Origin of the sequence: Aquitalea sp. USM4, from assembly GCF_004328945.1 — a bacterium.
Classification (GTDB): domain Bacteria; phylum Pseudomonadota; class Gammaproteobacteria; order Burkholderiales; family Chromobacteriaceae; genus Aquitalea; species Aquitalea pelogenes.
Genome location: NZ_CP029539.1, coordinates 783,284 through 796,501 on the forward strand (window position 1 = coordinate 783,284; position 13,218 = coordinate 796,501).

The following is a 13,218-nucleotide window of genomic DNA, read 5'->3' on the forward strand; positions in this document are numbered from 1 at the left end:
GATCAGTCGACAAAGCCACAAAATACTTCTCGCATCATTTTCAGTACTTCCAGCGTCCGGATATCCCCAACCCGGTAATATACCCGGTTGGCATCTTTTCGTGTCCGGAGAACCCCCTTGTCACGCATGATGGCCAGATGCTGGGAAATGTTGCTCTGCGAGGTTCCCACCTGCTCCACAATATCCTGCACGCTGACTTCCTGGTCGCCCAGTACCGAAATGATCTTCAACCGCAAGGGATGAGACATTGCCTTCATCGCCCGCGAGGACTGTTCGATCTGGTCATCGTTGAACAGCAAGCTCTGCTCCTAAGTAGTTTGCAATGCGTATTTATATTGGTTTGACTACGGTACAATACTAACTAAAAAAATCAATACCATCAAGAATTTCTAATATTCTGATTGTGGACATCATGACAGCTATCACACCCGTTTTACTCCTTATTCTCGATGGCTTCGGACACCGGCTGGAAGGTGACGACAATGCCATCCTGCATGCAAACACCCCCACCTGGGACGCCCTGAAACAGCAGTATCCCTACGGCGTGATTGATGCCTCCGAAGGCTTCGTCGGCCTGCCCAGCGGGCAGTTCGGCAACTCTGAAGTGGGGCACCTGAATATCGGCGCAGGTCGGATTGTCCAACAGGACATCAGCCGCATCGACTGCGATATCGAAGAAAACCGCTTCGACCAGAACCCGGTATTGCAGCAGGCCATCCTGCAAGCCAAAGGCTCGGCACTGCATGTCATGGGACTGTTGTCCGATGGCGGCGTCCACAGCCATGAAAATCACATTTTCGCGCTGATCCGCGCCGCCCAGGCTGCCGGCGTGCCGCATATTTACGTGCATGCCTTTCTGGATGGCCGTGACACCCCGCCGCGCAGTGCCGAAACCTATCTCAAGCGTCTGGATGAAGTGCTGGCCGGCTGCCCTGCTGCCCGTCTGGTTTCCGTCACTGGCCGCTACTGGGCAATGGACCGCGACAAGCGCTGGGAACGCGTGGAGCCGGCTTACCGCCTGCTGGTGGAAGGCGAAGGCCTCCACCATGCGGACAGCGGCCTGCAAGCGCTGGCTGCGGCCTATGCCCGTGATGAAAACGACGAATTCGTTGCGGCAACCAGTATTGGCGCCCCGGTCAAGATGCAGGATGGTGATGTTGCCATCTTCATGAACTTCCGCGCCGACCGTGCGCGCCAGCTCACCACCGCCCTCACCGACCCTGCCTTCAGTGGCTTCAGTGCGCGTCAGCCTAAACTGGGGCAATTCGTCACGCTCACATCCTATGGCGAGGCCTACAGCAACCCGGTGGCCTATGGCCCGCAGAAAATCAGCAATGGTTTTGGCGAATACCTCGCCAGCCTGGGCCTGAAGCAGCTGCGCATTGCCGAAACCGAAAAGTATCCGCATGTCACCTACTTCTTCAATGGTGGCGAAGAGCAGGTTTATCCCGGCGAAGACCGCATCCTGGTGCCCTCCCCCAAGGTGGCTACCTACGACTTGCAGCCGGAAATGAATGCCCCGCAAGTCACCGACCATATCGTCGAAGCCATTGCCTCCGGCAAGTACCAGGCCATCATTTGCAACTATGCAAATGGCGACATGGTGGGCCATACCGGCAAGTTCGATGCTGCGGTCAAGGCAGTGGAAACGCTGGATGCATGCGTCAAACGCTGCGTGGAAGCCATGCAGGCTGCTGGTGGCGAAGTATTGATCACGGCGGATCACGGTAATTGCGAGCAGATGTACGATGCCGCACACCATCAGCCGCATACCCAGCACACCCTGGACAAGGTGCCCTTCCTGTATGTCGGTCGCAAGGCGCACATCAAGGAAGGCGGCGCGCTGCGCGACATCGCACCGTCGCTGCTGGCCATGATGGGCTTGCCGCAGCCTGCAGAAATGACTGGCCGCTCGCTGATCGACTTCGAGTAAGACCCCACGCCGGCCTGCCACGCAGGCCGGCAATGCGGCTGCCTTGTCTGCGCCGCCCTGTTATCATGCTGGCAACAGGTGTAATCCGAAGCGAAAATGGAATGAAACCGATATTGCTGCTAGCCCTGCTGGCTGGCGCGGCCCAGGCCGCCCCCTCCTCTGCCTCTCTCCCCCTATCCACTGCGCCACAACAACAGAACCTGCAATCGGTGCGCAAGGAAATCGATAACCTGAAAAAAGACCTGGCGCAGAAGCAGGCTGTGCAGCAGGAAGCCAAGTCTGCCATCCAGGAGTCGGAACAGGCCATCGCCCAAACCAATCAGGTGATTGCCAAGCTGGAAAACAAGCAGAACAACTCGGCACAGCAACTGGCCGACTTGCGTCAGCAAGTCCAGACCACCGCCCACAAACTGGCAGAAACCCGCCAGCGCGTGGCGCAAATGCTGGCAAGACAGTACAAGAGCGGCGATCACGACGCCATGAAGCTGATGCTCAATGCCGACGACCCGAACCAGACCTCGCGCGACATGGTGTATTACCAGCACATTGCCAAGGCGCAGCAACAAATGGTGACGCAGCTGATCAGCCACCAGCATGAGCTGGAAGCGCTGACCTATCAGCTGGAACAGGAATTGGCGCGGCTGGATGCGCTGTCCAACCACAAAAGCCGGGAAAAGAACGCCCTGCTCAACAGCAAGAGCAACAAGCTGGCCCAGCTGAACAAGATCGCCGGTGAAATCCAGGCCGGACAAAGCCGGCTGGGCAAGTTGCAGGAAGACGAAAAACGGCTGACCAACCTGATTGCCCAGATCAACCAGGAAATCGAACGTCGCCGTCAGGAAGCCATCCGCAAGGCGGCCGAAGAACGCAAGGCCCGCCAGGCTGCCGCACTGGCAGCGAAGAAGGAAAACGAGCGCAGGCGCAAACTGGCCGAAAACGCCCGCAAACAAGGCAAGCCGGTGCCGGAAGTAGCCAGGAAGTCGGTGCCGGTACCGGTTGAAAAACCGGTGGCGGAAGTAGCCGACGGCAGTGCATCCGGCAAAGCCTTTGCCAGCCTGCAAGGCCGCATGAAGATGCCGGTGTCCGGCCAACTGGCAGGCCGCTTTGGCAGCGCGCGCAGCGAAGGCACATCGTGGAAAGGTGTGTTCATCAAGACTGCGCCGGGCCAGCCGGTTCATGCAGTCGCCGATGGCAACGTAGTGTATGCTGATGCGCTACGCGGATTCGGTAACGCCGTGATTGTGGATCACGGTGGCAATTACCTGACGGTGTACACCGGCCTCTCTGCCATCGGCAAGAGTGTGGGCAGCACGGTCAAGGCCGGCGAAACACTCGGCAACACTGGCGCACTGGACAGCGGCGAATCCGGCCTGTACTTTGAAATCCGGCATATGGGACAACCTCTCAACCCGCAAACCTGGGTACGTTAAGCCCCGCGGTATCGGAGACCAACACACAATATGACTAGTCATCGCATGAAAAAAATTGCCTGGCTTGCCGCCGGCGCACTGGCAGGCGGCGCCCTCACCCTCAGCGTGCAGGCTTTTGCCGGCAAGGAGCCCACCACGCTCCCACTGAATGAATTGCGTACCTTTGCCGAAGTGTTTGGCCGTATCAAGCAGGATTATGTCGACCCGGTCGATGACAAAAAGCTGATTACCGAAGCCATCAAGGGCATGCTAAGCGGGCTGGACCCCCACTCCGACTACATGGATGCGGAAGCCTTCAAGGAACTGCGCGAAGGTACCCAAGGTGAATTTGGCGGCCTGGGCATCGAGATCGGTGCTGAAGACGGCCTGGTGAAGGTGGTGTCGCCAATCGAAGATACCCCGGCACAGAAGGCCGGCATCAAGAGCGGTGACCTCATCATCAAGATTGACGACACGCCGGTACGCGGCCTGTCGCTGAACGACGCGGTCAAGCGCATGCGCGGCAAGCCGGGCAGCAAGGTAACGCTCACCATTGCCCGCAAGAACGAAACCAAGCCGCTGGTATTTGCCATCACCCGCGCCATCATCAAGACCAAGAGCGTGAAGTCCAAATTGCTGGAACCGGGTTATGGCTATGTGCGCATCACCCAGTTCCAGGAGCACACCACGGAAAACCTGGCCGAAGCCATTGCCAGCATGACCAAGCAGAACAAGCAGCCGCTCAAGGGCCTGGTGCTGGACCTGCGTGACGACCCGGGTGGCTTGCTGACCAGCGCCGTCGGCGTATCCGCCGCCTTCCTGCCCAAGGATGCGCTGGTGGTGTACACCGAAGGCCGTACCGCTGACGCCAAGATGAAACTGACGGCTTCCGCACAGAACTATGGCCGACCCGGCATGCCGGACCCGCTGTCGGTACTGCCGCAGGAAACCCACAAGGTGCCGCTGGTGGTATTGGTGAATGGTGGCTCGGCCTCGGCGTCCGAAATTGTTGCCGGCGCACTGCAAGACCACAAGCGTGCGGTACTGGTGGGTACCCAGACCTTTGGCAAGGGCTCGGTGCAATCCATCCTGCCGCTGGGCAGTGCCGGTGGCATCAAGCTGACCACCGCCCGCTACTTTACCCCTAGCGGCCGCTCCATCCAGGCCAAGGGCATTGTGCCGGATGTGGTGGTGGAAGACGCAACCGTCACTGCGGCGGATCAGGCATTGCGCGTACGCGAGGCTGATCTGGAAAACCATCTGGCCAATCCGAATGGCGAAGAAACCCCGTCCAAATCGGCCAAGCCAGCCAAGCCGGCGACTCCTCCTGTGATCAAACAGGAAGCGCCCAAGCCGCAGGATGACAAGAACGCCAGCCCGGACAATCCGCGCGAGCCAAACCCACAAAAGGACTACCAGCTGTCCCAGGGCCTGAACATCCTGAAAGTGCAGCAAATCCTGATCAAACAAGGCAATTGAGCCTTGTTGCGACAGCCACCCCGTCAGCCGATGGGGTGGCTGTTTTCATTTGCAGCCACCGCGCGGCAAGCGGCAAAAGCCCTGCCCATCCCCTTGTATTCCTGCTAGGCTTGTCGCTTCTGACGTATTTATCTGGCGGGAGCCAATCCAACAATGCTGAACCGGGAATTTGTCCTCTCCTTCCGTGAAGCCGCCCCCTACATCAACACCTTCCGCGGGAAAACCTTCGTACTGGCAGTCAGTGGCGAAGCCGTGATGGAAGGCGGTTTTCACAATCTGTCGCAGGATATCAACCTGTTGGTAAGCCTGGGCGTGCGCGTGGTGCTGGTACATGGCATCCGCCCCCAGATCGAAGCCTTGCTCAAACGCTTCGGCCTGAACCGGCTGTTTCACCGCGACCGACGAGTGACCGATGCCAGCACCATGGAAATCGTCAAGCAAGCCAGCGGGGCAACCCGCTACGGCATTGAGGCTCAGCTGTCGATGGGCATGCCCAACTCGCCCATGTTCGGTGCCCATCTGCGCGTGGCCGGCGGCAATTTCATCACTGCCCAGCCGCTGGGTGTGCTGGATGGTGTGGACATGCAGTTCACCGGCCAGGTAAGGCGCATCGACGTGGACGGCATCAATACCCGGCTATCCGCCGGTGAACTGGTGTTGCTCTCGCCGGTAGGCTATTCGGTGACCGGCGAAGCCTTCAACCTCACCATGGAAGAAATGGCCGCCCAGCTGGCGTCAGCCCTCAAAGCCGAAAAGCTGATCTTCGTGATTGAAGGACGTGGTGTCACCAATGAGCTGGGCCAGCATGTCAGCTCGCTCACCGCGCAGCAGGCGGAAGACCTGTTGCAGGCAGGCCATCTGCAACGCGACGTCACCGCCTACCTGCCCTATGCCATCAAGGCCACCCGCGATGGCATCCCGCGTGCCCATCTGGTCAGCCATCACGAAGATGGTTCGCTACTGGCCGAACTGTTCACCAATGGCGGCACCGGCACCATGATTGCCCGCGACAGCCTGGTGAAGGTGCGCAATGCCAGTGTGGACGACATCGGCCCCATCCTGAACCTGATCCGCCCGCTGGAAGAGCAGGGCATCCTGGTCAAGCGCAGCCGCGAGCATCTGGAAATGGAAATTTCCCAATACTCGGTGCTGGAACATGACGGCAAAATCTACGGTTGCGTGGCCATGCATGTGTTTCCCGAAGCCGGCATGGCCGAACTGGCCTGCCTGGCTGTGGCACCGGAACGGCGTGAAGGCCGCTTTGGCGAAACCCTGCTCAAACACGTGGAATACCAGGCACGTACCCGCGGCCTGAAAGCCTTGTTCGTGCTGACCACCCAGACAGCCCACTGGTTTGTTGAGCGCGGTTTTGCCGAAGCAGGCCGTGGCCAGCTGCCACTGGCGCGTCAGGCCTTTTACAACAACCAGCGCCGTTCCAAGATCTTCGTCAAGGAATTGTAAGCCGGCATACCACCCCGGCGGCGGCATGGTTGGAAGGGTGTCATGGTTGTGACACAATAATGCAGTATATTCAGTTCAATTTTGCAAGGATTAGCAATGGCCAGAAACGTCAATTGCATCAAGCTGGGCCGCGAGGCTGAAGGTCTGGACTTTCCGCCCCTGCCGGGCGAGCTTGGCAAGCGTGTGTATGAAAATGTCTCCAAGGAAGCCTGGCAAGGCTGGCTGCGTTATCAGACCATGCTGATCAACGAAAACCGTCTGAGCCTGGCGGATGCGCGTGCGCGCCAGTATCTGGCTGCACAGCTGGATGCCTACTTCTTCGGTCAGGGTGCCGATGCACCGGCTGGCTACACGCCACCGCAGCAGTAATTGTTTCAAGCCCTCCTGCGCGAGGGCTTTTTTGTCTCCACACCTCATCACCATTGGCGCGAAACCGTATGTCACAAAGCCACGAGTTGCTGCTTAACCGTGAACTGGGCCTGATCGAATTCAACCGCAGGGTACTGGCCCAAGCAGAAGACCCAAGCCTGCCGCTGCTCGAACGCCTGAAATACCTGTGCATCGTCTCCTCCAATCTGGACGAATTCTTCGAAGTGCGCATGGCCTGGCTGAAAGATACCGCCCAGCTCACCCCGGGGCGCATTCTGGCAGATGGCTCGACACCGGCGCAGATCATGGCGCGGATTTCGTCCGCCTCGCACGAACTGGTGCGCCAGCAATATGCGGTGATGAGTGATGTCCTGTTCCCGGCGCTGCGTGAAGAAGACATCATCTTCCTGCGCCGTAACGAATGGACCGAACAGCAACAGGAATGGGTGCACGACTTCTTCAGCAACGAGCTGATGCCCATCCTCACCCCGATCGGGCTGGACCCGTCCCACCCCTTCCCCAAGGTGCTGAACAAGTCGCTCAACTTTGCCGTGGAACTGGAAGGTCGCGATGCCTTTGGCCGTCAGTCGGACATCGCCATCGTGCAGGCCCCGCGCATTCTGCCACGCGTGATCAAGGTGCCGCCGGAAGTGTGCAGCGGCCACCCGCATACCTTTGTTTTCCTGTCCTCCATCCTGCACTCGCATGTGCACGAGCTGTTCCTGGGCATGACGGTCAAGGGCTGTTACCAGTTCCGCGTCACCCGCGACAGCGAACTGACGGTGGAAGACGAAGACCTGAAAAACCTGCGTACGGCCTTGCAGGGTGAATTGAGTCAGCGCCAGTTTGGTGATGCGGTACGGCTGGAAATTGCCGACACCTGCCCACCGCACATGGAAGAGTTCCTGCTGACCCAGTTCAACCTGAAGAAGCCGGACGTATACCGCGTCAACGGCCCGGTGAACCTGGTACGCCTGATGCAGGTGCCGGACCTGGTTGACCGGCCGGACCTGAAATTCCCGCCCTTCGTGCCCTCGCTGCCAGACCAGCTGAGCAAGAAAGTGCCGCTGTTCGACGCCATCCGCAAGGGTGACATCCTGCTGCACCACCCCTTCCAGAGCTTCCAGCCTGTCATTGACATGCTGAACCTGGCCGCAACCGACCCGCAGGTGGTCGCCATCAAGATGACGGTATACCGCACCGGTACTGACTCGGTGTTGATGGAATCGCTGATTGCCGCCGCCCGCGCCGGCAAGCAGGTGACGGTGGTGCTGGAACTGATGGCGCGCTTTGACGAAGAAGCCAACATCAGCTGGGCCAGCCATCTGGAAGATGCAGGTGCGCACGTGGTGTATGGCGTGTTCGGTTACAAGGTGCACGCCAAGATGCTGATGGTGATCCGCCGTGAAGACAAGCGCCTGCGCCGCTACGTGCACCTGGGCACCGGCAACTATCACCCGCGCACCGCCCGTTTCTATACCGACCTTGGCCTGCTCACCTGCAACGAAGAAATCGCCAGCGATGTGAATGACATCTTCGTGCAGCTCACCGGTCTGGGCCGCGCCAGCCAGCTCAAGCAGCTGCACCAAAGCCCGTTCACCCTGCACAGCTTGCTGATCGACTCCATCGAGCGGGAGATCGAGCACGCCCAGCAAGGCCGTCCGGCACAGATCATTGCCAAGATGAACGCGCTGCTGGAACCGCAAGTCATCCACGCGCTGTACCGCGCCAGCCAGGCCGGGGTGAAGATCCAGCTCATCGTGCGTGGCGTTTGCGCGCTGCGTCCCGGTGTGCCGGGGCTGTCGGACAACATCACCGTGCGTTCGGTGGTGGGGCGCTTCCTGGAACATCCGCGCGTCTACTACTTCTACAACGACAAGCAGGAAAACCTGTACATCGCCAGTGCCGACTGGATGGGTCGCAACCTGTTCCGCCGTATCGAAACCTGCGTGCCGATTCTGGACCCCAAGGTCAAACGCCGGGTGATCAAGGAAGCACTGCGCCTGTATCTGGAAGACAACGTCAACGCCTGGGACATGCAGGCAGACGGTAGCTACAAACGTCGCCCCAGCCGCGGCAAGGAACGCTGCGCCCAGAACCTGCTGCTGGAAGAATACGCGCGCTGACAGGTATTTCTTGTCTGCATGCCCGCGGCCGGTCGGTGGAACTTCCACCTACCGGCCGTTTTCTTATGACAGCCACCTTATCAAGGAATGTCTGTGGAAATCCTGTTTACCCTGCTTGCTGCCCTGCTAATCGTACTGGGCATGGCCGGCACCCTGTTTCCCGCCCTGCCCGGCCTGCCGCTGATGCTGGGTGGCTTTCTGCTGCTGGCCTGGGCCGATCACTTCGCCCATCTGGGCAGCAGCGCCCTGCTCATCATGGCACTGCTGACTGTATTGGGCTTGCTGATCGACTTTGTCGCCGGCTTGCTCGGGGCCAAACTGACAGGTGCCAGCAAGCAGGCATTGTGGGGGGCTTTTATCGGCAGCATTGTCGGCCTGCCGCTGGGACTGGTCGGTGTCATTCTGGGGCCGCTGCTGGGAGCGGCCATCGGCGAGCTGCTGGCCCGGCGTGATGCCTGGCAGGCCGGGCGTGTGGGCCTGGGCACACTGGCCGGTTTTCTGATCGGCACGATAGCCAAGATTGGCTGCGCCTTTGCCATGCTGGCCACTGCCCTGTTCGCCTGGTTCTGGTAAGGACAAACACGGGGAGCACAGCGCAGCCGGCCCGCTTTTGGTAGAATCTACCGCTTAACGATTATCTTCAGCAGGGTCCCTCATGGCTCAATACGTAATGTCCATGCTCCGCGTGAGCAAAGTGGTGCCGCCCAAGCGCCAGATCATCAAGGACATCTCCCTGTCCTTCTTCCCCGGTGCCAAAATCGGCCTGCTGGGCCTGAACGGTTCCGGCAAATCCACCGTGCTGCGCATCATGGCCAATGTGGACAAGGAATACGACGGCGAAGTACAGCATCTGCCTGGCGTGAAAATCGGCTATCTGCCGCAGGAGCCGCAGCTGGACCCGGAGAAGACCGTGCGCGAAGAAGTGGAAAGCGGCATGGGCGACGTCATGGGTGCGCAAAAACGGCTGGAAGAAGTCTATGCCGCCTATGCCGATCCGGATGCCGACTTCGATGCCCTGGCCGAAGAACAGGCCAAGCTGGAAGCCATCATCTCTGCCGGTGCCGGCGACAATGTACAACTGCAACTGGAACTGGCTGCCGACGCGCTGCGCCTGCCGCCGTGGGACGCCAAGATCGGCCCGCTGTCCGGTGGTGAAAAACGCCGCGTCGCCTTGTGCAAGCTGCTGCTGTCCAAGCCGGACATGCTGCTGCTGGACGAACCCACCAACCACCTGGACGCCGAATCGGTAGAGTGGCTGGAACAATTCCTGGTGCGTTTCCCCGGTACCGTGGTGGCCGTTACCCACGACCGCTACTTCCTCGACAACGCCGCCGAATGGATTCTGGAACTGGACCGTGGCGAAGGCATTCCGTGGAAAGGTAACTATTCCAGTTGGCTGGAGCAGAAGGAAGAACGCCTGGAGAAGGAAGCCAAGAGCGAAGGCGCCCGCATGAAGGCGATGAAGCAGGAACTGGAATGGGTACGCCAGAACCCCAAGGGCCGTCAGGCCAAGTCCAAGGCGCGTATCGCCCGCTTTGAAGAACTGTCCAGCTACGAAACCCAGAAGCGTAACGAAACCCAGGAAATCTTCATCCCGGTGGCCGAGCGCCTGGGGAATGAAGTCATCGAATTCGACGGCGTATCCAAAGGCTTTGGCGACCGCCTGCTGATCGACAACCTGTCGTTCAAGGCACCGGCAGGTGCCATTGTCGGCATCATCGGCCCCAACGGCGCCGGTAAGTCGACCCTGTTCAAGATGATTGCCGGCAAGGAACAGCCGGACAGCGGTACGGTGAAAATCGGCCAGACTGTGCAGATGGCCTTTGTCGAACAGAGCCGTGAAGGCCTGGAAGACGACAAGACCGTATTTGACGACGTGTCCGGCGGTGCCGACCTGCTGACCGTGGGCCGCTTTGAAATGTCCAGCCGCGCCTATCTGGGCCGCTTCAACTTCAAGGGTGCTGACCAGCAGAAGAAGGTAGGCATGCTGTCCGGTGGTGAGCGTGGCCGTCTGCATCTGGCCAAGACCCTGCTCAAGGGCGGCAACGTATTGCTGCTGGACGAACCGTCCAACGACCTTGACGTGGAAACCCTGCGTGCGCTGGAAGATGCGCTGCTGGAATTCGCCGGCACCGTGTTCGTGATTTCCCACGACCGCTGGTTCCTCGACCGTATCGCCACCCACATCCTGGCGGCGGAAGGCGAATCGCAGTGGACCTTCTTCGACGGCAACTATCAGGAATACGAAGCCGACAAGAAGAAACGACTGGGCGAAGAAGGTGCCAAGCCCAAGCGTATCCGCTACAAGCCGATTACCCGCTGATCGGCCAGTCACAAAAAAACCCCGCCTTGGCGGGGTTTTTCTTTACGGTATCAACGGTTCAGGACAACTGGCTGTGCGAGCCATCGCACAAGGGCTGACCTTCGCTCAGCTTGCAGCCACAGAAGTACACCAGGCCGCTTTTGTCCGCCACATACTCGACCGGACTGAAACAGGAGCCGGCATGACTGCCATCACAAAACGGCTGCTTTTCACTCTGCCCGCAAGCGCACCACCAATAATGCTTGCCGGCCTCCACTTCAACTGCATAGGGAAAACTCTGCGGTGAAAACGGTTGATCAGCCATGCGACACTCCTTGCAGAACCACACCCGGGCTTTCAGCTTAGAAGACCACTGCCCGCTGCGCTAGCCTGCCTCATGCAGGCAGTCAGGGAAATGTTAAAATGCCAGGCATGCGCTACCTCGTTTGCCTGTGCTTCCTGCTGCTGGCAGCCTGCAGCACCCTGCCCGACACCTCGCCCGCCCCGGCAGGGTATTATCGTGTACGCGCCGGGGATACCTTGTACCGCATTGCGCTCAATCATCATCAAAGCGTGAACGCGCTGGTGGCGTGGAACAAGCTGGCAGACCCGTCCAGCATCACGGCCGGACAGTTGTTGCGCGTCAGCCCGGCAAGCACCGCTCCGGCCAAGACAACCCCTCCTGCCTCCACGGTCAAAACCACACCACCCCCTGCCACTCGCCCTGCTGCACCTGGCATCAGCCTGCAATGGCCCATTCGTGGTGCTTTGCTTGGCAAGTTCAACGGCAACAGCAACAAGGGCATCGATATTGCCGGCAAGGCGGGCGACCCGGTACGGGCGGCAGCCAGCGGTACGGTGGCCTATGCCGGCAAGGGCATCCGTGCCTATGGCAATCTGCTCATCATCAAGCACGGCAATGACTACCTGACCGCCTATGCCCACAACCAGACCTTGCTGGTGAAGGAAGGCCAAACCGTACAGGCTGGCCAGCAGATTGCCACCGTGGGCCATACCGGCAGCAATCGCGACATGCTGCATTTCGAGTTGCGCCGTCAGGGTCAGGCCATCGACCCGCTAAGCGCGCTCCCCGCTCAATAGCCCCGCTCGCGCTCTACCAGGCCTTGCGGCACCCCCCCCTGAATGATGGTCTGCACATTGGCGGCAATCTGCTCCACCGCAGGTTCCACCAGGGTCATGGCAGCAATGTGCGGGGTCAACAGCACCGAGGGGTGACTCCACAAGGGATGCACGCTTTCCAGTGGCTCCACCTCGAACACATCCAGCATGGCAAAGCGCAGATGCCCGCTATCGAGCAGGCCCAGCAAGGCCGCTTCGTCCACCTGCTCGCCCCGCCCGGCATTGATGATTGCTGCACCGGACGGCAAGTGCGACAACATACGTCCATCAAGCAGGCCACGCGTCTGCACTGTGGCAGGCAGCAGATTCACCAGGATATCGCTACGCGCCAGCAAATCCGGCAGCGCAGCCTGGCCGATGTAATCCTGCACGCCCGGCAATTGCCGGCCAGCACGGCTCCAGCCAGCCACCGCATAGCCCATGGCGGCCAGCGACTGCGCCACCCAGCCACCAATCTCGCCCAGGCCAAGCACACCGATGCGGGTTTGTCCCGCCGATGGCGCAGTAAGCGCTTGCCACTGTCGCAGCGTCTGCTGGCGGCGGTATTGCCCCATCTGCCGCTGTACATGCAGCACACCGTACAACACGTACTCCAGCATTTGCTGCGCCATGCCGGCATCAGTCAGCCGCACAATCGGTACTGTTGGGTCCAGATCGTCACGCTTCAGGATGCGGTCTACCCCTGCTCCCAGCACAAACACGGCCTGCAGATTCACCATGTACTTGAAAAAACCGGCTGGCGGGTTCCACACCACCGCATATTTTACCTGCACGGCAGCCACCTCTTCCGGCCAACACCTCACCTCCTGCTGTGGCAGGGCCTGTTGCAAGGCATGCTGATAACACGCCATGTCCTGCGGGGTATAGAGGTATAACATTGGCATCTCCGGATTTGACCAGTTCGCTGGCATGAGTCATGCATTGTAGATAATGCTGCCCTGCCTGGGCAGCCCCAACGCGTTTTATCCCGGATTGCCCCAAACCGCACAATGCGCCAAG

The 13,218-nt window shown here is 59.8% G+C and carries 12 protein-coding genes; 9 read left to right on the forward strand and 3 right to left on the reverse strand.

Annotation, left to right across the window (positions count from 1 at the left end; translation table 11 throughout):
• Nucleotides 1–2: 2 nt before the first annotated feature.
• Entirely contained in the window at nt 3–299 is a 297-nt protein-coding gene (locus tag DKK66_RS03640; protein WP_045845528.1) for a helix-turn-helix transcriptional regulator, read from the reverse strand.
• Nucleotides 300–412: 113 nt separating this feature from the next.
• Here DKK66_RS03640 and gpmI point away from each other — a divergent pair, with 113 nt between their 5' ends.
• The 8 genes from gpmI to ettA all read left to right on the forward strand — a co-directional run bounded on the left by gpmI (nt 413) and on the right by ettA (nt 11,100).
• Nucleotides 413–1,933: a 2,3-bisphosphoglycerate-independent phosphoglycerate mutase gene (gene gpmI, locus DKK66_RS03645; RefSeq protein ID WP_131355600.1), complete on the forward strand. Its 1,521-nt coding sequence runs from the start codon at nt 413–415 to the stop codon at nt 1,931–1,933.
• A 101-nt stretch (nt 1,934–2,034) separates the two neighbouring features.
• On the forward strand, nt 2,035–3,363 hold the full coding sequence (locus DKK66_RS03650) for a murein hydrolase activator EnvC (protein WP_045845526.1): 1,329 nt from the start codon (nt 2,035–2,037) through the stop codon (nt 3,361–3,363).
• Between the two features lie 45 nt (nt 3,364–3,408).
• On the forward strand, nt 3,409–4,821 hold the full coding sequence (locus tag DKK66_RS03655; protein ID WP_131355603.1) for a S41 family peptidase: 1,413 nt from the start codon (nt 3,409–3,411) through the stop codon (nt 4,819–4,821).
• Nucleotides 4,822–4,974: 153 nt separating this feature from the next.
• Nucleotides 4,975–6,282: an amino-acid N-acetyltransferase gene (argA, locus tag DKK66_RS03660; protein WP_045845524.1), complete on the forward strand. Its 1,308-nt coding sequence runs from the start codon at nt 4,975–4,977 to the stop codon at nt 6,280–6,282.
• Nucleotides 6,283–6,378: 96 nt separating this feature from the next.
• Nucleotides 6,379–6,651 (forward strand): oxidative damage protection protein, encoded by a 273-nt coding sequence (locus DKK66_RS03665; RefSeq protein WP_045845523.1) that lies wholly within the window; start codon nt 6,379–6,381, stop codon nt 6,649–6,651.
• 68 nt (nt 6,652–6,719) lie between these two features.
• Nucleotides 6,720–8,777 carry a polyphosphate kinase 1 gene (gene ppk1, locus DKK66_RS03670; protein ID WP_131355606.1) on the forward strand — a complete coding sequence of 686 codons (2,058 nt, stop codon included), beginning with the start codon at nt 6,720–6,722 and terminating at the stop codon, nt 8,775–8,777.
• Nucleotides 8,778–8,870: 93 nt separating this feature from the next.
• Nucleotides 8,871–9,350, forward strand: a complete 480-nt coding sequence (locus DKK66_RS03675) for a DUF456 family protein (RefSeq protein WP_165494101.1) — start codon at nt 8,871–8,873, stop codon at nt 9,348–9,350.
• Nucleotides 9,351–9,432: 82 nt separating this feature from the next.
• Nucleotides 9,433–11,100 (forward strand): energy-dependent translational throttle protein EttA, encoded by a 1,668-nt coding sequence (gene ettA / locus DKK66_RS03680; protein WP_062788067.1) that lies wholly within the window; start codon nt 9,433–9,435, stop codon nt 11,098–11,100.
• 58 nt (nt 11,101–11,158) lie between these two features.
• On the opposite strand, the gene DKK66_RS03685 is transcribed toward ettA, so the two are convergent.
• The gene (locus DKK66_RS03685) at nt 11,159–11,404 is read right to left on the reverse strand and encodes a CDGSH iron-sulfur domain-containing protein (RefSeq protein WP_045845519.1); all 246 of its coding nucleotides are present in this window, start codon (nt 11,402–11,404) and stop codon (nt 11,159–11,161) included.
• A 107-nt stretch (nt 11,405–11,511) separates the two neighbouring features.
• Here DKK66_RS03685 and DKK66_RS03690 point away from each other — a divergent pair, with 107 nt between their 5' ends.
• Nucleotides 11,512–12,180 (forward strand): peptidoglycan DD-metalloendopeptidase family protein, encoded by a 669-nt coding sequence (locus DKK66_RS03690; RefSeq protein WP_131355609.1) that lies wholly within the window; start codon nt 11,512–11,514, stop codon nt 12,178–12,180.
• On the opposite strand, the gene DKK66_RS03695 is transcribed toward DKK66_RS03690, so the two are convergent.
• Nucleotides 12,174–13,097, reverse strand: coding sequence for a glyoxylate/hydroxypyruvate reductase A (locus DKK66_RS03695; protein ID WP_131355612.1), 924 nt, complete (start codon nt 13,095–13,097; stop codon nt 12,174–12,176). The two genes, DKK66_RS03690 and DKK66_RS03695, sit on opposite strands and share 7 nt — an antisense overlap.
• Nucleotides 13,098–13,218 lie beyond the last annotated feature (121 nt).